The organism is Mycobacterium palustre (genome assembly GCF_002101785.1).
Classification (GTDB): domain Bacteria; phylum Actinomycetota; class Actinomycetes; order Mycobacteriales; family Mycobacteriaceae; genus Mycobacterium; species Mycobacterium palustre.
The window spans coordinates 51199-75507 of sequence record NZ_LQPJ01000115.1 but is presented as its reverse complement, the minus strand read 5'-3'; the positions used below and the strand labels follow the sequence as shown (position 1 = coordinate 75507).

The 24309-nt window shown below is 70.2% G+C and carries 23 protein-coding genes and 2 pseudogenes; 16 read left to right on the top strand and 9 right to left on the bottom strand.

Going from position 1 to position 24309, the window contains the following annotated elements; all coding sequences use genetic code 11:
* Positions 1 to 35 precede the first annotated feature (35 nt).
* The 5 genes from lsr2 to AWC19_RS18380 all read left to right on the top strand — a co-directional run bounded on the left by lsr2 (position 36) and on the right by AWC19_RS18380 (position 4989).
* Positions 36 to 374, top strand: coding sequence for a histone-like nucleoid-structuring protein Lsr2 (gene lsr2, locus AWC19_RS18400; protein ID WP_085079458.1), 339 nt, complete (start codon positions 36 to 38; stop codon positions 372 to 374).
* A gap of 266 nt (positions 375 to 640) precedes the next feature.
* Entirely contained in the window at positions 641 to 3175 is a 2535-nt protein-coding gene (clpC1, locus tag AWC19_RS18395) for an ATP-dependent protease ATP-binding subunit ClpC (RefSeq protein ID WP_085079459.1), read from the top strand.
* Between the two features lie 296 nt (positions 3176 to 3471).
* Entirely contained in the window at positions 3472 to 3687 is a 216-nt protein-coding gene (locus AWC19_RS18390; protein ID WP_085079460.1) for a CbtB domain-containing protein, read from the top strand.
* Positions 3688 to 3691: 4 nt separating this feature from the next.
* Complete coding sequence (locus tag AWC19_RS18385; protein WP_085079461.1) at positions 3692 to 4459, top strand: CbtA family protein; 768 nt, start codon at positions 3692 to 3694, stop codon at positions 4457 to 4459.
* A complete protein-coding gene (locus AWC19_RS18380) occupies positions 4456 to 4989 on the top strand; it encodes a histidine phosphatase family protein (protein ID WP_085079470.1) in 534 nt (177 codons plus the stop codon). Before AWC19_RS18385 ends, AWC19_RS18380 begins: the two co-directional genes overlap by 4 nt.
* Before the next feature lie 52 nt (positions 4990 to 5041).
* Here the strand turns inward: AWC19_RS18380 and AWC19_RS18375 are convergent, their stop codons facing one another.
* Together AWC19_RS18375 and mhuD are read right to left on the bottom strand one after the other, a co-directional pair.
* On the bottom strand, positions 5042 to 6406 hold the full coding sequence (locus AWC19_RS18375; RefSeq protein ID WP_085079463.1) for a serine hydrolase: 1365 nt from the start codon (positions 6404 to 6406) through the stop codon (positions 5042 to 5044).
* On the bottom strand, positions 6381 to 6701 hold the full coding sequence (mhuD, locus tag AWC19_RS18370) for a mycobilin-forming heme oxygenase MhuD (RefSeq protein WP_085079464.1): 321 nt from the start codon (positions 6699 to 6701) through the stop codon (positions 6381 to 6383). The genes AWC19_RS18375 and mhuD overlap by 26 nt, the downstream gene beginning before the upstream one ends.
* A 63-nt stretch (positions 6702 to 6764) precedes the next feature.
* Here mhuD and AWC19_RS18365 point away from each other — a divergent pair, with 63 nt between their 5' ends.
* The 8 genes from AWC19_RS18365 to AWC19_RS18330 all read left to right on the top strand — a co-directional run bounded on the left by AWC19_RS18365 (position 6765) and on the right by AWC19_RS18330 (position 15056).
* Entirely contained in the window at positions 6765 to 7532 is a 768-nt protein-coding gene (locus tag AWC19_RS18365; protein ID WP_085079465.1) for an alpha/beta fold hydrolase, read from the top strand.
* 171 nt (positions 7533 to 7703) lie between these two features.
* Positions 7704 to 8042: an ArsR/SmtB family transcription factor gene (locus tag AWC19_RS18360; RefSeq protein WP_142281282.1), complete on the top strand. Its 339-nt coding sequence runs from the start codon at positions 7704 to 7706 to the stop codon at positions 8040 to 8042.
* A gap of 5 nt (positions 8043 to 8047) precedes the next feature.
* Positions 8048 to 8527 carry an NADH-quinone oxidoreductase subunit B family protein gene (locus AWC19_RS18355; RefSeq protein WP_085079466.1) on the top strand — a complete coding sequence of 160 codons (480 nt, stop codon included), beginning with the start codon at positions 8048 to 8050 and terminating at the stop codon, positions 8525 to 8527.
* 41 nt (positions 8528 to 8568) lie between these two features.
* The gene (locus tag AWC19_RS18350; RefSeq protein ID WP_085079488.1) at positions 8569 to 10497 is read left to right on the top strand and encodes a proton-conducting transporter transmembrane domain-containing protein; all 1929 of its coding nucleotides are present in this window, start codon (positions 8569 to 8571) and stop codon (positions 10495 to 10497) included.
* A gap of 5 nt (positions 10498 to 10502) precedes the next feature.
* Complete coding sequence (locus AWC19_RS18345; protein ID WP_085079487.1) at positions 10503 to 11453, top strand: respiratory chain complex I subunit 1 family protein; 951 nt, start codon at positions 10503 to 10505, stop codon at positions 11451 to 11453.
* Positions 11450 to 12112 (top strand): hypothetical protein, encoded by a 663-nt coding sequence (locus tag AWC19_RS18340; RefSeq protein ID WP_085079467.1) that lies wholly within the window; start codon positions 11450 to 11452, stop codon positions 12110 to 12112. Before AWC19_RS18345 ends, AWC19_RS18340 begins: the two co-directional genes overlap by 4 nt.
* Complete coding sequence (locus tag AWC19_RS18335; RefSeq protein ID WP_085079468.1) at positions 12112 to 13578, top strand: proton-conducting transporter transmembrane domain-containing protein; 1467 nt, start codon at positions 12112 to 12114, stop codon at positions 13576 to 13578. Before AWC19_RS18340 ends, AWC19_RS18335 begins: the two co-directional genes overlap by 1 nt.
* 47 nt (positions 13579 to 13625) lie before the next feature.
* Positions 13626 to 15056 (top strand): hydrogenase large subunit, encoded by a 1431-nt coding sequence (locus tag AWC19_RS18330; protein WP_085079491.1) that lies wholly within the window; start codon positions 13626 to 13628, stop codon positions 15054 to 15056.
* A gap of 10 nt (positions 15057 to 15066) precedes the next feature.
* Here AWC19_RS18330 and AWC19_RS18325 read toward each other — a convergent pair whose 3' ends face one another.
* A complete protein-coding gene (locus tag AWC19_RS18325) occupies positions 15067 to 15954 on the bottom strand; it encodes an HhH-GPD family protein (protein WP_085079469.1) in 888 nt (295 codons plus the stop codon).
* Positions 15955 to 15964: 10 nt separating this feature from the next.
* Between AWC19_RS18325 and AWC19_RS18320 the strand changes: the two genes are divergently transcribed.
* Positions 15965 to 16582 carry a carbonic anhydrase gene (locus AWC19_RS18320; RefSeq protein WP_085079490.1) on the top strand — a complete coding sequence of 206 codons (618 nt, stop codon included), beginning with the start codon at positions 15965 to 15967 and terminating at the stop codon, positions 16580 to 16582.
* Positions 16583 to 16662: 80 nt separating this feature from the next.
* Positions 16663 to 17403: pseudogene (locus tag AWC19_RS18315) on the top strand (hypothetical protein); the annotation flags it as partial.
* Here AWC19_RS18315 and AWC19_RS18310 read toward each other — a convergent pair.
* Both AWC19_RS18310 and AWC19_RS18305 read right to left on the bottom strand, forming a co-directional pair.
* Positions 17404 to 18144 (bottom strand): annotated as a pseudogene (locus tag AWC19_RS18310) (hypothetical protein); the annotation flags it as partial.
* Positions 18145 to 18224: 80 nt separating this feature from the next.
* Positions 18225 to 18842 carry a carbonic anhydrase gene (locus AWC19_RS18305; protein WP_085079490.1) on the bottom strand — a complete coding sequence of 206 codons (618 nt, stop codon included), beginning with the start codon at positions 18840 to 18842 and terminating at the stop codon, positions 18225 to 18227.
* Between the two features lie 10 nt (positions 18843 to 18852).
* Here AWC19_RS18305 and AWC19_RS18300 point away from each other — a divergent pair, with 10 nt between their 5' ends.
* A complete protein-coding gene (locus tag AWC19_RS18300) occupies positions 18853 to 19740 on the top strand; it encodes an HhH-GPD family protein (RefSeq protein WP_085079469.1) in 888 nt (295 codons plus the stop codon).
* 10 nt (positions 19741 to 19750) lie between these two features.
* Here AWC19_RS18300 and AWC19_RS18295 read toward each other — a convergent pair whose 3' ends face one another.
* From AWC19_RS18295 to AWC19_RS18280, 4 genes are read right to left on the bottom strand one after another with little or no spacing between them, the layout of a single operon-like run.
* Entirely contained in the window at positions 19751 to 21181 is a 1431-nt protein-coding gene (locus tag AWC19_RS18295; protein WP_085079489.1) for a hydrogenase large subunit, read from the bottom strand.
* Between the two features lie 47 nt (positions 21182 to 21228).
* Complete coding sequence (locus AWC19_RS18290; RefSeq protein WP_085079468.1) at positions 21229 to 22695, bottom strand: proton-conducting transporter transmembrane domain-containing protein; 1467 nt, start codon at positions 22693 to 22695, stop codon at positions 21229 to 21231.
* On the bottom strand, positions 22695 to 23357 hold the full coding sequence (locus tag AWC19_RS18285; protein WP_085079467.1) for a hypothetical protein: 663 nt from the start codon (positions 23355 to 23357) through the stop codon (positions 22695 to 22697). Before AWC19_RS18285 ends, AWC19_RS18290 begins: the two co-directional genes overlap by 1 nt.
* Entirely contained in the window at positions 23354 to 24304 is a 951-nt protein-coding gene (locus tag AWC19_RS18280; RefSeq protein ID WP_085079487.1) for a respiratory chain complex I subunit 1 family protein, read from the bottom strand. Before AWC19_RS18280 ends, AWC19_RS18285 begins: the two co-directional genes overlap by 4 nt.
* Between the last annotated feature and the right edge of the window lie 5 nt (positions 24305 to 24309).

Genomic DNA, 24309 nt, shown 5'->3' with positions numbered 1-24309 from the left:
AGCAACTGCTCAGGACGAAACGCGAGGGTAAGCCAATGGCGAAAAAAGTGACCGTTACGTTGGTCGATGATTTCGACGGGTCGGGTGCAGCCGACGAAACAGTTGAATTCGGGCTTGACGGGGTGACCTATGAGATTGACCTTTCGTCCAAGAATGCCGCGAAACTCCGCAACGATTTGAAGCAATGGGTCGCCGCGGGCCGTCGCGTCGGCGGCCGCCGGCGCGGCCGTTCCGGCTCGGGCCGCGGGCGCGGCGCGATCGACCGCGAGCAGAGCGCCGCGATCCGCGAGTGGGCGCGCCGCAACGGGCACAACGTGTCCACGCGCGGCCGCATCCCGGCCGACGTCATCGACGCGTTCCACGCGGCCACCTAAGCCGACGGTCAACCGGCGCCCCGGCGTGACGGCTGGGGCGCCGGTTGTTTCACTTTCGCTGGCGGCGAAAACCTCGCCGGCCGACGCGGAAACGCTTTGGTGGTTTTTTCCGTTTAACTGTTGCGGCTTTGTTCAACAGGGGAGACGCGGCCTGGACCGCCAGCCACCGCAACGTTAGGAACCCTGGCCTGGCGACCATTACAGTGGATGGCAGGTACGCGATGCCGAAAGCTGTACCGATGGTGAGGGAGAGCAGGTAACCACCGATGTTCGAAAGATTTACCGACCGTGCCCGCAGGGTGGTCGTCCTGGCGCAAGAAGAGGCCCGGATGCTCAACCACAACTACATCGGCACCGAGCACATCTTGTTGGGCTTGATCCACGAGGGCGAAGGCGTTGCGGCCAAGTCGCTGGAATCGCTGGGGATCTCGCTCGAGGGGGTCCGCAGCCAGGTCGAGGAGATTATCGGCCAGGGCCAGCAGGCGCCGTCGGGCCACATCCCGTTCACCCCGCGCGCCAAGAAGGTCCTGGAGCTCAGCCTGCGCGAGGCGCTGCAACTGGGCCACAACTACATCGGCACCGAGCACATCCTGCTGGGCCTGATCCGCGAGGGCGAGGGCGTGGCCGCGCAGGTGCTGGTCAAGCTGGGCGCCGAGCTGACCCGGGTGCGCCAGCAGGTGATCCAGCTGCTGAGCGGCTACCAGGGCAAGGAGGCCGCGGAGGCCGGCACCGGTGGCCGCGGCGGCGAGTCGGGCAGCCCGTCGACGTCGCTGGTGCTCGACCAGTTCGGGCGCAACCTGACGGCGGCCGCGATGGAGGGCAAGCTGGACCCCGTCATCGGCCGCGAGAAGGAAATCGAGCGGGTGATGCAGGTGCTGAGCCGGCGCACCAAGAACAACCCGGTGCTGATCGGCGAGCCCGGGGTCGGCAAGACGGCCGTGGTCGAGGGACTGGCGCAGGCAATCGTGCACGGCCAGGTCCCGGAGACCTTGAAGGACAAGCAGCTCTACACGCTGGACCTGGGGTCGCTGGTGGCCGGTTCTCGCTACCGGGGTGACTTCGAGGAACGCCTGAAGAAGGTGCTCAAGGAGATCAACACCCGCGGCGACATCATCCTGTTCATCGACGAGCTGCACACGCTGGTCGGTGCCGGCGCCGCCGAGGGCGCGATCGACGCCGCGTCCATCCTGAAGCCCAAGCTGGCCCGGGGTGAGCTGCAGACGATCGGCGCGACCACGCTCGACGAGTACCGCAAGTACATCGAGAAGGACGCCGCCCTGGAGCGCCGGTTCCAGCCGGTGCAGGTCGGGGAGCCGACGGTGGAGCACACCATCGAGATCCTCAAGGGACTGCGCGACCGCTACGAGGCGCACCACCGGGTGTCGATCACCGACTCGGCGATGGTGGCCGCCGCCACGCTGGCCGACCGCTACATCAACGACCGGTTCCTGCCGGACAAGGCGATCGACCTGATCGACGAGGCGGGCGCCCGCATGCGGATCCGCCGGATGACCGCGCCGCCAGACCTGCGCGAGTTCGACGAGAAGATCGCCGAGGCGCGCCGCGAGAAGGAATCGGCGATCGACGCCCAGGACTTCGAGAAGGCGGCCAGCCTGCGCGACCGCGAAAAGCAGCTGGTGGCCCAGCGGGCCGAGCGCGAAAAGCAGTGGCGTTCGGGCGATCTCGACGTGGTCGCCGAGGTCGACGACGAGCAGATCGCCGAGGTGCTGGGCAACTGGACCGGCATCCCGGTGTTCAAGCTGACCGAGGCCGAGACCACGCGCCTGCTGCGCATGGAGGACGAGCTGCACAAGCGGATCATCGGCCAGGAGGACGCGGTCAAGGCCGTGTCGAAGGCGATCCGCCGCACCCGCGCCGGGTTAAAGGACCCGAAGCGGCCGTCGGGCTCGTTCATCTTCGCCGGCCCGTCGGGTGTCGGTAAGACCGAGCTGTCCAAGGCGCTGGCCAACTTCCTGTTCGGCGACGACGACGCGCTCATCCAGATCGACATGGGCGAGTTCCACGACCGGTTCACCGCGTCGCGGCTGTTCGGCGCCCCGCCGGGATACGTCGGCTACGAGGAGGGCGGCCAACTCACCGAGAAAGTGCGGCGCAAGCCGTTCTCGGTGGTGCTGTTCGACGAGATCGAGAAGGCGCACCAGGAGATCTACAACAGCCTGTTGCAGGTGCTCGAGGACGGCCGGCTCACCGACGGCCAGGGCCGCACGGTCGACTTCAAGAACACCGTGCTGATCTTCACGTCCAACCTCGGCACGTCCGACATCTCCAAGCCGGTGGGCCTGGGCTTCACCCAGGGTGGCGGTGAGAACAACTACGAGCGGATGAAGCAGAAGGTCAACGACGAGCTGAAGAAGCACTTCCGCCCGGAGTTCCTCAACCGCATCGACGACATCATCGTCTTCCACCAGCTGACCCGCGACGAGATCATCCGGATGGTCGACCTGATGATCAGCCGGGTCGCGGGCCAGCTCAAGAGCAAGGACATGGATCTGGAGCTGACCGACAAGGCCAAGGCGTTGCTGGCCAAGCGCGGCTTCGACCCGGTGCTGGGTGCCCGCCCGCTGCGGCGCACCATCCAGCGCGAGATCGAGGACCAGCTGTCCGAAAAGATCCTTTTCGAGGAGGTCGGACCCGGTCAGGTCGTCACGGTCGACGTCGACAACTGGGACGGCGAGGGCTCCGGCGAGGACGCGGTGTTCACGTTCACCGGGACTCGCAAGCCGCCGCCCGAGCCGGATCTCGCCAAGGCCGGGGCGCACGCCGCACCCGAAACGCAGTAGCGATGGCAGCAAACGGGCGGTTGATCCCTGACGGGATTGGCCGCCCGTTTCGCTGTGTGAGGACGCCGGTGCGCGCGGTCCCGGTCACCGATGGCGCCGAGCACACCGCAAGCAAGCCGGGGGTGCGGCGTCGCCCCGCCGCGGCACCCACGACCGGTCTACACTGACCACACGACAAATCGATGGGCAACGGAATCCTGGTGAAATCCCAGAACGGTCGCGCCACTGTCACAGTCAGACCCGTGGCCCGTCGACATCCACCAAGCGGGACGCGGCATCCCCGGAAGGAGCCATCCATGTCTAATCGCCCTGCGGCGTCGGCCCGCACCCGGTCGGTCGATCTCTCGGCGGCCAGCGCCGCGCTATGGCTGGCGGCGACCGCCTTCCTGGCGCTGCTGGCGCTGTACTTCGTCGGGATCGACCAGGGTGCGGTGTCGTTGTTCGGCAGCGACTCGCACGTCCACGAATTCGTCCACGACGCGCGCCACCTGCTCGGCTTCCCCTGCCACTGATCGCGTGGAGAAGCGGCTGATCGCGCGCGGTCTGCTGGCCGGCGCAGTCGGGGCCGTGCTGGCGTTCCTGTTCGCGCGCGTCTGCGCCGAGCCGGCGATCGGCCGCGCGATCGCCTTCGAGGATGGCCGCGCCGACGCCGAAAACGCCCACGGTGTGCACGAGCACGGCGCGGAGCTGTTCACTCGCGGGGTGCAGGCCAACGCCGGCTTGGGATTCGGGGTGCTGATCTTCGGTGTCGCGATGGGCGCCCTGCTCGCGGTGGTGTTCTGCGTCCTCGCCGGCCGCGCGAGGGGCATTGGGGCGCGCCGGCTTTCGCTGCTGTTGGCGGCGGGCGCCTTCGTCGCGGTGTATCTGGTGCCGTTCGTCAAATACCCGCCCAACCCGCCGGCGGTGGGCCAGGCCGACACAATCCGCGCGCGCACCGGCTGGTATCTGGTGATGGTGCTGGCATCAGTGGTGCTCGCGGCGGGCGCCGTGTGGCTGGCGCGCCGCCTCGATGCCCGGCTCGGCGCATGGAACGGAACGCTGGTCGCGGCGGGGGCTTATTTGGTGGCCGTCGCGGTAGTCGGGGTGGTGCTGCCCGCCGTCGACGAGACGCCCGGCCCGTTGCGCGACGCCTCCGGCGCGATCGCGTATCCGGGCTTTCCCGCCGACGTGCTCTACGAGTTCAGGTTGGTCTCGCTGGGCGCGCAGCTGGTGTTGTGGGCCGCCATCGGTTTGGTGTTCGGGACGCTTGCCCGACGGGCGCTGGAGGAACGAGTCCCCGCGTGAGCGGCGTCGTCCGGCTGACGATGGTCTCGCACGCGATGACCGACGCCATGGCCGCCGGGCGTTTTCCCGCCGACGAACCCCTGAACGACATCGGCGGGCGGCGGGTGAAAAGCCTTGACACCAAAGCCGACAACCGTCACCTGACCGCACCCGAGCGCCGTGCCCGCCAAACCGCGCAACTGTTGGGGCTGCGCGCCGACACGGAGCCCCGGCTGGCCGACCTCGACTGCGGGCAGTGGCGCGGGCGCACGCTCAAACAGCTCAGCCCCGAAGACCTCGCGGCGTGGCTGACCGAACCGGCCCGCGCGCCGCATGGCGGTGAGTCGATCGTCGAGCTGATCCAGCGGGTGGCCGGCTGGCTGGAGTCACTCACCGAGCACACGGTCGCGGTGACCCATCCGGCGGTGATCCGGGCCGCCATCCTGCACGCCCTCGCCGCGCCGCCGAACGCCTTCTGGCGCATCGACATTGCGCCGGTCAGCTGCACGGTGCTGCATTTCCGTGACGGCCGCTGGACGCTGCGTTTGTGACGTGGTCATTTCACCGGGATCGGAGACGTCCAGAACGACGGCGCCCGCGCCGCTAGCGCGGTGCAATAAGCGCAAAGACCTGCTTGGCGACCTGCAACATCCAGCCCGTGACGTTCGGCCCGTGATCGCGGGGCCAGTTCAGCTGGAAGCTGACCACCCACGGCTGGCCGGTCTTGTCGACGGCGTACCAGCTGAACGTCAGATCACCGGGCAGGCCACCGGCTTTCGCACCGATGTACGGCCACACGTTGCGGTCGAGCTGGATACCCGACACCGCCGAGAGGATCTGCCGGACCGGCGCCGCCGCGCCGACCGCGTCGGCCTGCAGCGCCGCGTGGACGCGGCAGATGTCCTCGGCGTTGCCGTACCACTCCGCGCCGAAGCTCGAGGCCGGGGTGTGCGCGCGAGTCGGATCCGGATGATACGGAGTCGAATTCGCCTGCTCCAGCAGCCGGGCGCGGACTTGGGGCGATCCGCGCTTCCATTGGTCACGCAGATCCGGCTGACCCCAGCCGACGGAAAACAGCTCGTACATGGTGGGAAACGGCGTCATGCTGGCCGGGTCGTGATGGCCGGCGGTGACGAGCGCGTCCTCGACGGCGTGGGTGCCCATCCGCTCGATCAGCAGGTCCGTGGCCATGTTGTCGCTCGTGGCGATCATTTTCTCCGCCGCCGTGCGGACCGAAACATGGTCTCCCGCAGTCAAAGCCAGGCCAGACGAGCCCACGGCCGTGCTCTTGTCGGTGACTGTCATCTGGTCGTCCCACGACACGGTCCCGCTTTTGACCGCACCGGCCAGGGCGTGCAGCACGTACAGCTTGAAAATCGATGCCAGCGGCAAGGATTCGCCGGTGTTGGTTCCGGCGACCGGGTCGCAGTGCCCGTCGTCGACCTTGGCGACCTGGTACGAATAGCGGGCGCCGGTCTTACCCAACACCGCGTCGACGTCGTGCCACGAGCTGACCTTCGGCGCCTGGGTGTCGACGTCGAACCGGTCGACGCGGCCGTCGTCGTCGGTGTGTATCCGGATGTCTTGTCGCGCGCCGTACGAAGAGATCAGGTGCAGCGTGGCCACGCTGGCGCTGATGTCCACGCCGTCGAGGGTGAAGGGGCGGTCCCACCACAACCCCTCCATGGTGGTTTTGACCGTGTCGACCTTGTCGGGCGCGGCCAAGGTGCCGACCCCGATTGGGCCGATGGGCCAGTCGGAGTTGAGCATGTCCAGCGTCTGCTGCGCCCGGATGCCGGGGGGCGTCCGGGTGTCAATCTGGCGGCCCGGATCCGCGGCGTTCGCATGCGGGGAGGGGGGCGGTGCGCAACCCGGCGCCAGGGTCACCACCAGTGCCGCGGCGGCGCTCAACGCCGCGACGCGGCGCCGCGCCGGCCGAGCGCTAGTCAGTCTGGTCGTTCCCGGCAACGTCCAGCACGACCTCGAATTCCAGCAGCGATGCGCCAGTCGCCACCGGGTCGGCGCGGTGCCCGGCATGGGCCTCGATGGCGGGGCCGGTCGCCCACGCCTGGAACGCCTCGTCGGACTCCCAGTGCGTCAGCACGAAGTAGCGGTCCTCGCCCTTGATCGGGCGTAGCAGCTGGAAGCCGAGGAAGCCGGGTTGGTTCTCCACGGCGTGCGCGCGGTGGGCGAACCGCTTTTCCAGTTCGGGACCGGCATCCGCCGGAACCTCGATTGCGTTAATCTTCACCACTTGCGGCATTCCGCTAGGCTACCGCGACCCTCCACTTGCCGGGATCGAGGGCGGGCCACGCAAGATGGTGTCATGCCCAGCGATCTGCTGACCTGCCACGGAGGCCGCGGCGAACCGCTGGTGCTGGTCCACGGCCTGATGGGGCGGGGCACCACTTGGCCGCGTCAGCTTCCGTGGCTGACGCGGCTGGGCACCGTGTACACCTACGACGCCCCGTGGCACCGCGGCCGTGACGTCGAGGATCCGCACCCGATCAGCACCGAACGCTTCGTGGCCGACCTGGCCGAGGCGGTCGCCGGGGTGGGTGCGCCGGCCAGGCTGGTCGGGCACTCCATGGGCGCATTGCATTCGTGGTGCCTGGCCGCCGATCACCCGGAGCTGGTTTCGGCGCTGGTGGTCGAGGACATGGCGCCGGACTTCCGCGGCCGCACCACCGGGCCGTGGGAGCCGTGGCTGCACGCGCTGCCCGTCGAATTCGGTTCCGCCGAGCAGGTTTACGCCGAATTCGGGCCCGTCGCCGGGCGGTACTTCCTGGACGCCTTCGACCGCACCGAGACCGGTTGGCGGTTGCACGGCCACACCTCGCGATGGATCGAGATCGCCGCGGAGTGGGGCACCCGCGACTACTGGGCGCAGTGGCGAGACGCGCGGGTGCCGGCGCTGCTCATCGAGGCCGGCAACTCCGTCACCCCGCCGGGCCAGATGCGCACCATGGCCGAAACCGGTGCCGCCACTCGCTATCTGCGTGTCCCGCACGCCGGTCACCTGATCCACGACGAGGCGCCTGAGGCGTACCGCCAAGCGGTCGAGTCGTTCCTGAGCGTCACCGCCGACCGGTGAGGCCCACCGCCACGACCGTACTGATGGGATTTCGGCAGCCCGAGGTGGCGGCGACGAGCACGGTGGCGTGCCGGCTGCGGCGATGAACCGGCCCGGGTGGGCCCGAAGCCGCACACCTGATAAGTTCTTCAACTGTTAAAACGTAGGAATTATCGAGTCTTCAGGAGAACTGTGGTGTCCGAGCCGCTCAACAAGGTCAAGGCCGAGTTCTTCAAGACGTTGGGCCATCCGGCGCGCATCAGGGTTCTCGAGCTTCTCGTCACCGGGGACAAAACGGTCGCCGAACTGCTACCCGAGGTCGGGCTGGAGTCGTCGAATCTGTCCCAGCAGTTGGGCGTGTTGCGCCGCGCCGGTGTTGTCGACGCGCACCGAGACGGCAACACGATGATCTACTCGCTCGCCTCACCCGATATCGCCGAACTGCTCTTGGTGGCCCGCAAGGCGCTCACCGGGGTGCTCAGCGACCGTGTGGCGGTGTTGGAGGACCTGCGCGCCGGAAGCGCGCAGTAGCGGCCATGGGTTGGATTCGTAAGGCGTTTGCCATCGGTCGGATCGCCGAGCCGGCCCCCGCCCGGCCGCCGCTGACAGCGGAACCTATTGCGGGAGTGCGTGGTTCGCTGCAACTCCGACACGTCGATGCCGGTTCGTGCAACGCCTGTGAGGTGGAGGTCTCGGGCGCGTTCGGGCCGGTATATGACGCCGAGCGGTTCGGCGCCCGGTTGGTGGCCTCGCCGCGCCACGCGGACGCGCTGCTGGTGACCGGTGTCGTGACCCGAAACATGGCGGGGCCCTTGAGGGCAACGCTCGAGGCGACGCCGCACCCGCGGCGGGTGATCGCCTGCGGGGATTGCGCCTGCAACGGCGGCGTGTTCACCGACGGCTATGGCGTGGTCGGCGCGGTGGCGGACGTGGTGCCCGTCGATCTGGAAATACCCGGATGTCCGCCGACCCCGGCGGAGATCGTCGCGGCGCTGAGATCGGTCACCGGCAAGTGACCGCCGCACTGGCGACCGAGGCGGCACCCGCGCCAGATCCGATGGTCAGCAAGGACTTTGGGCCCTTCATTGCGGGAGTGCTGACGTCGTTGCTGGGGGGCCTGGGCCTGTGGGCGGGGTTGCTGGGGGTGTCGGGGTCGGTTCGTTCGGTGCGGATCGGCTGGTTGGTTCCCCTTTCCGGGGTGCAGCTGAACCTGGACCCGTTGGGCGGGTTCTTCATGACCATCACCGGCGCGGTCATGGTCGCCGTCGGGATGTACGTGATCGGCTACGGCCGTCACGGGCACCTGAGCCGGTTCGCCCTTGCGGTGCTGCCGGCGTTCGGCGCGGCGATGCTGCTGCTGCCCGCCGCGGGCTCGGTGACCACCTTCCTGCTGGCCTGGGAGCTGATGGCGGTCACGTCGCTGGTGCTGGTGCTGGCCGATCACACCCGACCGGAGGTTCGGTCCGCCGCGCTGGTGTACGCGGTCATGACGCAGGCGGGGTTCGCGGTGATCCTGGTCGGACTGATGGTGCTGGCCGCGGCCGGGCACGCGGACCGGTTCGCCGATTTCCGAAGCGTTCCGGACGGCGTGCGCACTGCGGTCTTCCTGTTGACGGTGGCGGGGTTCGGGTCGAAGGCCGGGCTGGTGCCCCTGCACGCCTGGCTGCCGCGCGCCCACCCGGAGGCCCCCAGCGCGGTGTCGGCGCTGATGAGCGCGGCCATGGTCAACATGGGCGTGTACGGCATCTGCCGCGTCGACCTGCAGCTGCTGGGCCCGGGACCACGGTGGTGGGGACTCGTGTTGATGGTCTTCGGCGGGGCGTCGGCGCTTTACGGCGTCGTCGAGGCTTCGGTCGCCACGGATCTCAAACGGCTGCTTGCCTATTCGACGACCGAGAACCTGGGCTTGGTCACGCTGGCCTTGGGCGCGGCGACGTTGTTCGCGGCCTCGGGCGCGCACGCACAGGCGACGATCGCCGCGGCCGCGGCCATGCTGCACCTGGTCGCGCACGCCGCGTTCAAGAGCCTCGGGTTCATGGCCGCCGGCTCGGTCCTGGTCGCCACCGGCCTGCGCGACCTTGACCGGCTGGGTGGGCTGGCCCGCCGAATGCCGTTGACCACCACCATGTTCGGGGTGGCCGCCCTGGGGGCGTGCGGGCTCCCCCTGGGCGCCGGCTTCGTCAGCGAATGGCTGCTCGTCCAGTCGCTGATCCACACCGCGCCCGGGCCCGGCACCGTTTTGGCGCTGGCCGCGCCGCTGGCGGTGGGCGCGGTCGCCCTCACCACGGGGGTGGGGGTCGCCGCGATGGTCAAGGCGTTCGGCATCGGATTCCTCGCACGGCCGCGCGACCCGCGGGCCGCCCGGGCGAGCGAGGCTCCCCGCGCGATGCTGGCCGGCATGGTCGCCGCGGCGGCCGGTTGCGTCGTGCTGGCGGTGGCGCCGTCGGTGGTGGCACCCGCGCTGCGTCGGGTGATCGCCGCGCTGCCGGCCGGCCGCGCCGTGCAATTGGGCGATTTCGGTGCCGTGGTGCGCCTGCCGCTGTTGCAGGGTTCGATCGCGCCCGCGGTGATTGCCGGCGGTGTCTGCGTTGCGTCAGCGACCGTCGCGGTGGTGTCCCGGTGCCGGCGGGGCCGACCGGCTCCGGTGACATCGCCGCTATGGGCTTGCGGCGCAGACGGTCTCACCGCCCGGATGGAATACACGGCGACCTCTTTTGCCGAGCCGCTGCAACGGATCTTCGACGATGTCCTGCGCCCCGACACCGATATCGAGATCACCCACGTCGCCGAATCGCGGTATCTGGCCGACAAGATCACGTTCCGAACCCGGATCGCCGACGCCATCGAGGAGCGCCTGTACGCGCCGGTGACCCGGGCGGTGCGGGCCGCGGCCGAAGCGGTGCGGCGCGCCCACAACGGCAGCGTGCACCTGTATTTGTCCTACGGCGCGCTGGGCGTGCTGATCGTGCTGGTGGTCGCCCGATGAACGTCCTGAGCTATCTCGCGGGTGCGGCGCAGATCGGCGCGGTGGCCGCCGGGGCGCCGCTGGTGGTCGGCCTGACCCGGCAGGTGCACGCGCGCTGGGAGGGCCGCGCCGGTGCCGGCGTCATGCAGCCGTGGCGCGACATACTCAAACAGCTTGGCAAGCAACGGGTCACGCCGACCGGCACCACGGTGGTGTTCGCGGCCGCGCCCGCCGTGGTCGCGGGTTCGACGTTGCTGATCGCCGCGATCGCGCCGTTGGTCGCCACGGGGTCTCCGCTGGACGCCAGCGCCGACCTGTTCGCGATCGTCGGCCTGTTGTTCGTGGGCACCGTCGCGCTGACCCTGGCCGGCATCGACACCGGCACCTCGTTCGGCGGGATGGGCGCCAGCCGCGAGATCACCATCGCCGCGCTGGTCGAACCCACCATCCTGCTCGCCGTGTTCGCGCTGTCCATGCCGGCCGGGTCGGCCAATCTCGGTGCCCTGGTGGCGCATACGATGTCCCATCCGGACCAGTCGGTGTCGCTGGTCGCCGTGTTGGCGTTCGCGGCGCTGGCGATCGTGATCGTCGCCGAGACCGGTCGGCTGCCGGTGGACAATCCGGCCACCCATCTCGAACTGACCATGGTGCATGAGGCGATGGTGCTGGAATACGCCGGTCCGCGCCTGGCGCTGGTCGAGTGGGCGGCCGGCATGCGGCTGACCGTGCTGCTAGCGCTGCTGGCAAACCTGTTCGCGCCGTGGGGGATTGCCGGTGACCGGCCCGGCGTGGTGGACATTTTCGTCGGGGTTGCGGCGTTGGTGGCCAAGGTGGCGCTGCTGGCGGGGCTGCTCGCGACCGTCGAGGTGTTCGTCGCCAAGCTGCGCCTGTTCCGGGTGCCCGAACTGCTGGCCGGGTCGTTTCTGCTGTCGTTGCTCGCGGTCACGGCCGCCAACTTCTTCGCGGGGCCGGCATGACGTACGGCGGCTTCGCGGTGCTCATCGACCTGGCGGCCGGCGGCCTGATCCTGGCGGCGGTGTTGATCGTGTGGCGGCGCGACCTGGGGGCCATCATCCGGCTGCTGGCCTGCCAGGGCGTCGCCCTGGCGGCAATCCCCGTCGTGCGCGGCGCCTACGACGGCGACGGCGCACTCGTCGCCGTCGGCGCCGCCGTGCTGGTATTGCGGGGCGCGATACTGCCGCGGTTGCTGGCCCGGGCGATCGGGGCCGAGCCGCAGTCCCGGCGGGAATCCACCCCGCTGCTGAACACCGCCGCCTCGCTGTTGGTCGCGGCGGGGTTGACCCTGGTCGCGTTCGCCGCGGCCGAACCCTTGGTCAAGCTGCAGCCCGCCGCCTCCACGAATGCCGTTCCGGCCGCCACCGCCGTGGTGCTGATCGCGCTGTTCGTGATGGTCACACGGCGGCACGCGCTATCGCAGGCCGCCGGATTTCTGATGCTGGACAACGGGATTGCGGCCACAGCGTTCCTGCTGACCGCAGGGGTGCCGCTGGTGGTCGAACTCGGCGCCTCGCTGGACGTGCTATTCGCCGTCATCGTGATCGGGGTGCTGACCGGCCGGCTGTCCCGCGCCTTCGGCGGCGCCGACCTAGACGCGCTGCAGGAGCTGCACGACTGATGACAGCGCTAGTGCTCGCCGCCATCCTGGCGCCGGTCGCCGCCTCGGTCGCCACCGTGGTCGCCGGGTGGCGCCGTTCGACCGCGGTGCTGATCGTCGCGTCGGCGCTGACGGTCCTCGGCTGTGGCGCCGCGCTGGGCATCGGTGTCGGATCGCGTACCGAGCTCGCGTTGGGCGGCTTGCTGCGGGTCGACGCGCTCACCGTCACCATGCTGATCGTCATCGGGGTCGTCGCCACCCTGGCAACGTGGGCGAGCGTCGGCTATGTCGGCGCCGAACTCGCGGACGGCCACACCGATGCCGGTGGCGTCCGGACCTACGGCGCGCTGACCGCAGCGTTTTTGGCGGCGATGGTTGTTGCGGTGTGCGCCAACAACATCGGCGTCATCTGGGTGGCGATCGAAGCCACCACGGTGATCACCGCCTTCCTCGTCGGACACCGTCGCACCCGCGGCGCGCTCGAAGCGACCTGGAAGTACGTCGTGATCTGCTCGGTGGGCATCGCCATCGCCTTTTTGGGCACCGTGCTGCTCTACTACGCCGCGCAGCATGCCGGCGCGCCGGCCGGGGCGGCGCTGAACCTGGACGTTCTGATGGCGCACGCCGGTCGGCTCGATCCCGGCACCGCGCGGCTGGCGGGCGGCCTGCTGCTGGTCGGCTACGGCGCCAAGGCCGGGCTGTTTCCGTTCCACACCTGGCTGGCCGACGCCCACAGCCAGGCCCCGGCGCCCGTTTCGGCGCTGATGAGCGGTGTGCTGTTGTCGGTGGCCTTCTCGGAACTGATTCGCATCAAACCGATCGTCGACGGCGCCACCAGCCACACCTTCCTGCGGTCGGGGCTGCTGGTGGTCGGGCTGGCGACGCTCGTCGTCGCCGCCCTGATGCTCACGCTGACGCCGGACGTCAAACGCATGCTCGCCTATTCGTCGATGGAGAACATGGGCCTGCTCGCGATCGCGGCGGCCGCCGGCACCACCCTGGCGGTCGCCGCGCTGCTGCTTCATGTGCTCGCCCACGGGCTCGGCAAAACCGTCCTGTTCCTGGCCAGCGGTCAGCTGCAGGCCGCGCACGGCTCAACCGCGATCGCCGATATCAGCAACGTGCTGAGGCGTTCCCGCCTGGTCGGCCTATCGCTTGCCGTCGGGGTGATCGCGCTGCTCGGAATGCCGCCCTTTGCGATGTTCGCCAGTGAGTTGGCCATGGTCCATTCGCTTGCCGACGCCCGGCTCACCTGGGCGCTCGCGGCCGGCATGCTGCTGGTCGCGATCGCCTTCGCCGCGCTGGCGCGCAACTCGGGGCGCCTGCTGTTCGGGGGCCCCGCCACCGCCGCCGCGATCCCGGTGCCACGAACGGTCGCCGCGGCCCTGGTCCTGGGTGTCGCGGCCTCGCTCGTCCTCGGCATCACCGCGGGCCCGCTCACCGGGCTTTTCACCGCCGCCGCCGGCGCCGTCGGGGTAGCGCCGTGATCGCAGACTGGGTGCGCCACCGGGCGTGCGAGGACAGCGTGGCCGAGATGGCAGAAGACCTGCTGTGCAAGGGTTTTCGGTTGGCACTTGTCGCCGCCCATGACGACGACGGAGCCTTTCGCGTCGTCTATCTGTTCCTGGCCGGGCGGCCGGATCGGCGCGTCGAGCTCGAATGCGTCGTGCCTAAAGACGCCCCGGCGGTGCGGTCGTTGGCATACCTGTCGTTCCCCGCAGGCCGATTCGAGCGCGAGATGGCGGACCTGTACGGGATCCGGCCGACGGGTCATCCCAAGCTGCGCCGGTTGGTGCGCCACGCGCACTGGCCCGACGACTGGTATCCGATGCGCAATGCGGTTGCGCCCGAACCGAAATTCGACGGATCCGGCCACTTTCCGTTCGTCCCGGTCGAGGGCCCCGGGGTGTACGAGATCCCGGTCGGCCCCGTCCACGCCGGCCTGATCGAACCCGGCCACTTCCGTTTCTCCGTCGCCGGCGAAACCGTGCTGCGGCTCAAGGCCCGGCTGTGGTTCGTCCACCGCGGGGTCGAAAAGCTCTTCGAAGGCCGGGTGGCCAGCGGCGCGGTCGAGCTTGCCGAACGCATCAGCGGCGACACCTCCGTCGCGCACGCGCTCGCGCACAGCCTCGCCGTCGAAGACGCGCTCGGGATCCGGCTTCCCGAACACGTGCACCGGCTGCGGGCGCTGCTGGTCGAGCTGGAAAGGCTCTACAACCACGCCACCGACATGGGCGCGCTGGCCAACGACGTCGGGTTCGCGATCGCCAACGCCCACGCTCAGCGCATCCGCGAACAACTGCTGCGGCTCAACGCGACCGTCACCGGGCATCGGTTCCTGCGTGGCGCCATCCGGCCGGGCGCGGTCACGCTGCGCGCCCTGCCCGATGTGGCTGTGCTGCAATCGATCGCGGCCGACGTCGCCGAGGTCGCCCAACTGACGCTGCGCAACAGCCTGGTCTACGACCGGTTCGCCGGGACGGCCGTCCTGCACTCCGAAGACGCCCGTGCCCTCGGGTGCCTCGGGTACGTCGCGCGCGCCAGCGGCATGCGCACCGACGCGCGGCTCGAACACCCCACGACCGCGCTGCCGGTGACCGAAATCGCCGCCGAGGAAGGCGACGTGCTGGCCCGCTACACCGTGCGCCGCGACGAATACGCCGCGTCCACCGACTTGGCATGCCACCTGGTCGAATCACACACGGGGCCGGTCGATTACGCGGCGACACCGGACCTGCCGCACGCGGCGAACCGCAGCGGCATCGGCATCGTCGAAGGGTGGCGCGGCACCGTCGTGCACCGCGTCGAGCTCGACGCGGCCAACCGCATCACCCGCGCCAAGGTCGTCGACCCGTCCTGGTTCAACTGGCCGGCGCTGCCCGTCGCGATGGCCGACACCATCGTTCCCGACTTCCCGTTGGCCAACAAGAGCTTCAACCAGTCCTACGCCGGCAACGATCTCTGAAACCCCGACGCTACCCCTCGCCGGCCAACGCGTACCGGCCGTCGGCGGTCCGCGTCACCAGGCCGTCGGCGAGCAGCGACTCCAGCGCCCGGTCACGCTGCGGCGGGTCAGTGAGCCACGCCACGTCCAGCTGGGCCCGGGTGACCGGAGAGTCGTTGCCGCGCAACACGTCCAGCAGGCGCCCGCGGGCCTGCCGGTCGGTGCCGGCGTAGGTCTGCACCCGGCGCGCCGGCCCCTCCGCCGGGGGAGATCCGGCCTCCCGCCACGCGCAGCGGGTGACCGGGCACAGCCCGCACCGCGGGGCCCGCGCTGTGCACACGATCGCGCCCAGCTCCATCAGCGCCGCCGAAAACGTCGGCGCCCGTTCGTCATCCGGCATCAAGGCGGACACGGCGGCGTGGTCGCGCACCGCGGACGGCGCCCCGGCGTCGGCCAGGCCGTGAACGGCGCGGGCCAGCACCCGTCGCACGTTGGTGTCGACCACCGGCACCGGTCGCCGGTAGGCGAAGCAGGCGATCGCTCGCGCGGTGTAGCTGCCGATGCCGGGCAACGTCAGCAGGGTGTCGACGTCGGCGGGGACGACGTCGTCGTGGTCGCGGGCGATGACGGTGGCGCACTCGTGCAATCGCTTGGCCCGCCTGGGATAACCGAGCTTTCCCCACGCGCGCAGCACGTCGGCGGCGCTGGCGGCGGCGGTAGCCGACGGGGTGGGCCAGCGCCGCACCCAATCCGTCCAGATCGGCAGCACCCGCGCCACCGGCGTCTGCTGCAGCATGCACTCGCTGACCAGGATCTGCCACGCGGTGACGCCGGGTTCGCGCCAGGGCAGGTCGCGCCGCGACCGGTCGTACCAGCCGATCAGTTCGTCTGGCGAGACGGTCAGGTGCGTGTGCGGCATGATGCTTGCTATGCCGAACACCAGCCCGGTAACCGCGTGGAAAGCACTCAAAGAGGGTAACGAGCGGTTCGTCGCCGGGACGCCCCAGCATCCCAGCCAGAGCGTCGACCACCGGGCCAGCCTGGCCGCCGGGCAGAGGCCGACCGCGGTCGTGTTCGGCTGCTCGGACAGCCGGGTTGCCGCCGAGCTCATCTTCGACCAGGGCCTGGGTGACATGTTCGTCGTTCGCACCGCCGGGCAGGCCATCGACTCGGCGGTGCTGGGCTCCATCGAGTTCGCGGTGACGGTGCTCGACGTCCCCCTGATCGTGGTTTTGGGCCACAACAGCTGCGGTGCCGTGAAGGCTGCCTTGGCCGCGATCGAGGACGGCGCCATTCCCAGCGGCTTCGTGCGCGACGTGGTGGAGCGGGTGGCGCCGTCGGTCCTGATGGGCCGCCGCGACGGACTGAGCCGCGTCGACGAGTTCGAGGATCGGCACGTGTGCGAGACGCTGGCCCAACTCATGGAGCGTTCGTCGGCCATCTCGGGGCGGGTGTCGGCGGGGACGGTTGCGCTCGCGGGCGTCACCTATCACCTCGCCGACGGGCGCGCGGTGTTGGTCGACCACGTCGGCGACATAGGCGAATAGCACGCCGGGCCGCCAGCAAACATCGCGACACGCCGAGCGGGATGTAACAAATCGGCGTGACCTGGGCCTACGGTGTGACCGTGCTGGATCTGGAACCGCGTGGCCCGCTACCGACCGAGATCTATTGGCGGCGTCGGGGCCTGGCCCTGGGCATCGGGGTCGTCGTCGTCGGCGTCGTCGTCGCCACGGTCATCGCATTCATGGGCCACAGCGCGGGCGCCAAACCCGCCAGCGCCGACAAGCCCAACTCCGCACCGAGCAAGCCGGGCGCGCCCCCACCGCAGGCGCCTCCGCCGCCCGGACCCGCAGGCGCCGCGCCGGTCGCGCCGCCCGCGCAGGGGCTAAACCCCGAGTCACCCACGCCCACCGCCGCGGTCCAGCCGCCGCCGGTGCTCAAGGAGGGCGATGACTGCCCCGATTCGACGCTGGCCGTCAAGGGCCTGACCAACGCTCCGCAGTACTTCATCGGCGACCAGCCGAAGTTCACGATGGTGGTCACCAACATCGGGCTGGTGTCGTGCAAGCGCGACGTCGGGGCCTCGGTGCTGGCGGCCTACGTGTACTCGCTGGACAACAAGCGGCTGTGGTCCAACCTGGACTGCGCGCCGTCCAACGAGACCCTGATCAAGACGTTCACGCCCGGCGAGCAGGTGACGACGGCGGTGACCTGGACCGGGATGGGCTCGGCGCCGCACTGTCCGCTGCCGCGCCCGGCGATCGGCCCGGGCACCTACAACCTCGTCGTGCAGCTGGGCAACCTCCGTTCGCAGCCGGTGCCGTTCATCCTGAACCAGCCGCCACCGCCGCCCGGCCCGCTGCCCGGGCAGCGGGCCGGGCGGCGGTGGCGGCTGGTTCAGGATGAACGGCACCGGCTGCGAACGGAGGTTGCCCAGCTGCACGACGAGGTTGTAGGTGCCCGGGCCGATCGCCGGGCGCGGCAGCGGACAGTGCGGCGCCGAGCCCATCCCGGTCCAGGTCACCGCCGTCGTCACCTGCTCGCCGGGCGTGAACGTCTTGATCAGGGTCTCGTTGGACGGCGCGCAGTCCAGGTTGGACCACAGCCGCTTGTTGTCCAGCGAGTACACGTAGGCCGCCAGCACCGAGGCCCCGACGTCGCGCTTGCACGACACCAGCCCGATGTTGGTGACCACCATCGTGAACTTCGGCTGGTCGCCGATGAAGTACTGCGGAGCGTTGGTCAGGCCCTTGACGGCCAGCGTCGAATCGGGGCAGTCATCGCCCTCCTTGAGCACCGGCGGCGGCTGGACCGCGGCGGTGGGCGTGGGTGACTCGGGGTTTAGCCCCTGCGCGGGCGGCGCGACCGGCGCGGCGCCTGCGGGTCCGGGCGGCGGAGGCGCCTGCGGTGGGGGCGCGCCCGGCTTGCTCGGTGCGGAGTTGGGCTTGTCGGCGCTGGCGGGTTTGGCGCCCGCGCTGTGGCCCATGAATGCGATGACCGTGGCGACGACGACGCCGACGACGACGACCCCGATGCCCAGGGCCAGGCCCCGACGCCGCCAATAGATCTCGGTCGGTAGCGGGCCACGCGGTTCCAGATCCAGCACGGTCACACCGTAGGCCCAGGTCACGCCGATTTGTTACATCCCGCTCGGCGTGTCGCGATGTTTGCTGGCGGCCCGGCGTGCTATTCGCCTATGTCGCCGACGTGGTCGACCAACACCGCGCGCCCGTCGGCGAGGTGATAGGTGACGCCCGCGAGCGCAACCGTCCCCGCCGACACCCGCCCCGAGATGGCCGACGAACGCTCCATGAGTTGGGCCAGCGTCTCGCACACGTGCCGATCCTCGAACTCGTCGACGCGGCTCAGTCCGTCGCGGCGGCCCATCAGGACCGACGGCGCCACCCGCTCCACCACGTCGCGCACGAAGCCGCTGGGAATGGCGCCGTCCTCGATCGCGGCCAAGGCAGCCTTCACGGCACCGCAGCTGTTGTGGCCCAAAACCACGATCAGGGGGACGTCGAGCACCGTCACCGCGAACTCGATGGAGCCCAGCACCGCCGAGTCGATGGCCTGCCCGGCGGTGCGAACGACGAACATGTCACCCAGGCCCTGGTCGAAGATGAGCTCGGCGGCAACCCGGCTGTCCGAGCAGCCGAACACGACCGCGGTCGGCCTCTGCCCGGCGGCCAGGCTGGCCCGGTGGTCGACGCTCTGGCTGGGATGCTGGGGCGTCCCGGCGACGAACCGCTCGTTACCCTCTTTGAGTGCTTTCCACGCGGTTACCGGGCTGGTGTTCGGCATAGCAAGCATCATGCCGCACACGCACCTGACCGTCTCGCCAGACGAACTGATCGGCTGGTACGACCGGTCGCGGCGCGACCTGCCCTGGCGCGAACCCGGCGTCACCGCGTGGCAGATCCTGGTCAGCGAGTGCATGCTGCAGCAGACGCCGGTGGCGCGGGTGCTGCCGATCTGGACGGATTGGGTGCGGCGCTGGCCCACCCCGTCGGCTACCGCCGCCGCCAGCGCCGCCGACGTGCTGCGCGCGTGGGGAAAGCTCGGTTATCCCAGGCGGGCCAAGCGATTGCACGAGTGCGCCACCGTCATCGCCCGCGACCACGACGACGTCGTCCCCGCCGACGTCGACACCCTGCTGACGTTGCCCGGCATCGGCAGCTACACCGCGCGAGCGATCGCCTGCTTCGCCTACCGGCGACCGGTGCCGGTGGTCGACACCAACGTGCGACGGGTGCTGGCCCGCGCCGTTCACGGCCTGGCCGACGCCGGGGCGCCGTCCGCGGTGCGCGACCACGCCGCCGTGTCCGCCTTGATGCCGGATGACGAACGGGCGCCGACGTTTTCGGCGGCGCTGATGGAGCTGGGCGCGATCGTGTGCACAGCGCGGGCCCCGCGGTGCGGGCTGTGCCCGGTCACCCGCTGCGCGTGGCGGGAGGCCGGATCTCCCCCGGCGGAGGGGCCGGCGCGCCGGGTGCAGACCTACGCCGGCACCGACCGGCAGGCCCGCGGGCGCCTGCTGGACGTGTTGCGCGGCAACGACTCTCCGGTCACCCGGGCCCAGCTGGACGTGGCGTGGCTCACTGACCCGCCGCAGCGTGACCGGGCGCTGGAGTCGCTGCTCGCCGACGGCCTGGTGACGCGGACCGCCGACGGCCGGTACGCGTTGGCCGGCGAGGGGTAGCGTCGGGGTTTCAGAGATCGTTGCCGGCGTAGGACTGGTTGAAGCTCTTGTTGGCCAACGGGAAGTCGGGAACGATGGTGTCGGCCATCGCGACGGGCAGCGCCGGCCAGTTGAACCAGGACGGGTCGACGACCTTGGCGCGGGTGATGCGGTTGGCCGCGTCGAGCTCGACGCGGTGCACGACGGTGCCGCGCCACCCTTCGACGATGCCGATGCCGCTGCGGTTCGCCGCGTGCGGCAGGTCCGGTGTCGCCGCGTAATCGACCGGCCCCGTGTGTGATTCGACCAGGTGGCATGCCAAGTCGGTGGACGCGGCGTATTCGTCGCGGCGCACGGTGTAGCGGGCCAGCACGTCGCCTTCCTCGGCGGCGATTTCGGTCACCGGCAGCGCGGTCGTGGGGTGTTCGAGCCGCGCGTCGGTGCGCATGCCGCTGGCGCGCGCGACGTACCCGAGGCACCCGAGGGCACGGGCGTCTTCGGAGTGCAGGACGGCCGTCCCGGCGAACCGGTCGTAGACCAGGCTGTTGCGCAGCGTCAGTTGGGCGACCTCGGCGACGTCGGCCGCGATCGATTGCAGCACAGCCACATCGGGCAGGGCGCGCAGCGTGACCGCGCCCGGCCGGATGGCGCCACGCAGGAACCGATGCCCGGTGACGGTCGCGTTGAGCCGCAGCAGTTGTTCGCGGATGCGCTGAGCGTGGGCGTTGGCGATCGCGAACCCGACGTCGTTGGCCAGCGCGCCCATGTCGGTGGCGTGGTTGTAGAGCCTTTCCAGCTCGACCAGCAGCGCCCGCAGCCGGTGCACGTGTTCGGGAAGCCGGATCCCGAGCGCGTCTTCGACGGCGAGGCTGTGCGCGAGCGCGTGCGCGACGGAGGTGTCGCCGCTGATGCGTTCGGCAAGCTCGACCGCGCCGCTGGCCACCCGGCCTTCGAAGAGCTTTTCGACCCCGCGGTGGACGAACCACAGCCGGGCCTTGAGCCGCAGCACGGTTTCGCCGGCGACGGAGAAACGGAAGTGGCCGGGTTCGATCAGGCCGGCGTGGACGGGGCCGACCGGGATCTCGTACACCCCGGGGCCCTCGACCGGGACGAACGGAAAGTGGCCGGATCCGTCGAATTTCGGTTCGGGCGCAACCGCATTGCGCATCGGATACCAGTCGTCGGGCCAGTGCGCGTGGCGCACCAACCGGCGCAGCTTGGGATGACCCGTCGGCCGGATCCCGTACAGGTCCGCCATCTCGCGCTCGAATCGGCCTGCGGGGAACGACAGGTATGCCAACGACCGCATCGCCGGGGCGTCTTTAGGCACGACGCATTCGAGCTCGACGCGCCGATCCGGCCGCCCGGCCAGGAACAGATAGACGACGCGAAAGGCTCCGTCGTCGTCATGGGCGGCGACAAGTGCCAACCGAAAACCCTTGCACAGCAGGTCTTCTGCCATCTCGGCCACGCTGTCCTCGCACGCCCGGTGGCGCACCCAGTCTGCGATCACGGCGCTACCCCGACGGCGCCGGCGGCGGCGGTGAAAAGCCCGGTGAGCGGGCCCGCGGTGATGCCGAGGACGAGCGAGGCCGCGACACCCAGGACCAGGGCCGCGGCGACCGTTCGTGGCACCGGGATCGCGGCGGCGGTGGCGGGGCCCCCGAACAGCAGGCGCCCCGAGTTGCGCGCCAGCGCGGCGAAGGCGATCGCGACCAGCAGCATGCCGGCCGCGAGCGCCCAGGTGAGCCGGGCGTCGGCAAGCGAATGGACCATGGCCAACTCACTGGCGAACATCGCAAAGGGCGGCATTCCGAGCAGCGCGATCACCCCGACGGCAAGCGATAGGCCGACCAGGCGGGAACGCCTCAGCACGTTGCTGATATCGGCGATCGCGGTTGAGCCGTGCGCGGCCTGCAGCTGACCGCTGGCCAGGAACAGGACGGTTTTGCCGAGCCCGTGGGCGAGCACATGAAGCAGCAGCGCGGCGACCGCCAGGGTGGTGCCGGCGGCCGCCGCGATCGCGAGCAGGCCCATGTTCTCCATCGACGAATAGGCGAGCATGCGTTTGACGTCCGGCGTCAGCGTGAGCATCAGGGCGGCGACGACGAGCGTCGCCAGCCCGACCACCAGCAGCCCCGACCGCAGGAAGGTGTGGCTGGTGGCGCCGTCGACGATCGGTTTGATGCGAATCAGTTCCGAGAAGGCCACCGACAACAGCACACCGCTCATCAGCGCCGAAACGGGCGCCGGGGCCTGGCTGTGGGCGTCGGCCAGCCAGGTGTGGAACGGAAACAGCCCGGCCTTGGCGCCGTAGCCGACCAGCAGCAGGCCGCCCGCCAGCCGCGCGGTGCCGGGATCGAGCCGACCGGCGTGCGCCATCAGAACGTCCAGGTTCAGCGCCGCCCCGGCCGGCGCGCCGGCATGCTGCGCGGCGTAGTAGAGCAGCACGGTGCCCAAAAAGGCGATGGCGATGCCCACCGAGCAGATCACGACGTACTTCCAGGTCGCTTCGAGCGCGCCGCGGGTGCGACGGTGTCCGACGAGGAAGGCGGTGATCACCGTGGTGGCTTCGATCGCCACCCAGATGACGCCGATGTTGTTGGCGCACACCGCAACAACCATCGCCGCCAAAAACGCTGCGGTCAGCGCGCCGTAGGTCCGGACGCCACCGGCATCGGTGTGGCCGTCCGCGAGTTCGGCGCCGACATAGCCGACGCTCGCCCACGTTGCCAGGGTGGCGACGACCCCGATGACGATCAGCATGGTGACGGTGAGCGCGTCGACCCGCAGCAAGCCGCCCAACGCGAGCTCGGTACGCGATCCGACACCGATGCCCAGCGCGGCGCCACAGCCGAGGACCGTCAGCGCCGACGCGACGATCAGCACCGCGGTCGAACGGCGCCACCCGGCGACCACGGTGGCGACCGAGGCGGCGACCGGCGCCAGGATGGCGGCGAGCACTAGCGCTGTCATCAGTCGTGCAGCTCCTGCAGCGCGTCTAGGTCGGCGCCGCCGAAGGCGCGGGACAGCCGGCCGGTCAGCACCCCGATCACGATGACGGCGAATAGCACGTCCAGCGAGGCGCCGAGTTCGACCACCAGCGGCACCCCTGCGGTCAGCAGGAACGCTGTGGCCGCAATCCCGTTGTCCAGCATCAGAAATCCGGCGGCCTGCGATAGCGCGTGCCGCCGTGTGACCATCACGAACAGCGCGATCAGCACCACGGCGGTGGCGGCCGGAACGGCATTCGTGGAGGCGGCGGGCTGCAGCTTGACCAAGGGTTCGGCCGCGGCGAACGCGACCAGGGTCAACCCCGCCGCGACCAACAGCGAGGCGGCGGTGTTCAGCAGCGGGGTGGATTCCCGCCGGGACTGCGGCTCGGCCCCGATCGCCCGGGCCAGCAACCGCGGCAGTATCGCGCCCCGCAATACCAGCACGGCGGCGCCGACGGCGACGAGTGCGCCGTCGCCGTCGTAGGCGCCGCGCACGACGGGGATTGCCGCCAGGGCGACGCCCTGGCAGGCCAGCAGCCGGATGATGGCCCCCAGGTCGCGCCGCCACACGATCAACACCGCCGCCAGGATCAGGCCGCCGGCCGCCAGGTCGATGAGCACCGCGAAGCCGCCGTACGTCATGCCGGCCCCGCGAAGAAGTTGGCGGCCGTGACCGCGAGCAACGACAGCAGAAACGACCCGGCCAGCAGTTCGGGCACCCGGAACAGGCGCAGCTTGGCGACGAACACCTCGACGGTCGCGAGCAGCCCCGCCAGCAGCGCCACCTTGGCCACCAACGCCGCAACCCCGACGAAAATGTCCACCACGCCGGGCCGGTCACCGGCAATCCCCCACGGCGCGAACAGGTTTGCCAGCAGCGCTAGCAGCACGGTCAGCCGCATGCCGGCCGCCCACTCGACCAGCGCCAGGCGCGGACCGGCGTATTCCAGCACCATCGCCTCATGCACCATGGTCAGTTCGAGATGGGTGGCCGGATTGTCCACCGGCAGCCGACCGGTCTCGGCGACGATCACGATCGCCAGCGCCGCGAACGCCAACACGGCGACCAGCGACACCGACTGGTCCGGATGGGACATCGTATGCGCCACCAGGGCACCGAGATTGGCCGACCCGGCCGGCATGGACAGCGCGAACACGGCGAGCAGGATGGTGGGTTCGACCAGCGCGGCGATGGTGATCTCGCGGCTGGCGCCCATCCCGCCGAACGAGGTGCCGGTGTCGATGCCGGCCAGGGTCAGCGCGACGGTGCCCACGAACAACAGGCCGACGATCGCGAACAGGTCGGCGCTGGCGTCCAGCGGAGACCCCGTGGCGACCAACGGCGCGATCGCGGCGATCAGCAACGTCGAACCCGCGACCACGGCGGGCGCGGCCGCGAACACCACCGTGGTGCCGGTCGGCGTGACCCGTTGCTTGCCAAGCTGTTTGAGTATGTCGCGCCACGGCTGCATGACGCCGGCACCGGCGCGGCCCTCCCAGCGCGCGTGCACCTGCCGGGTCAGGCCGACCACCAGCGGCGCCCCGGCGGCCACCGCGCCGATCTGCGCCGCACCCGCGAGATAGCTCAGGACGT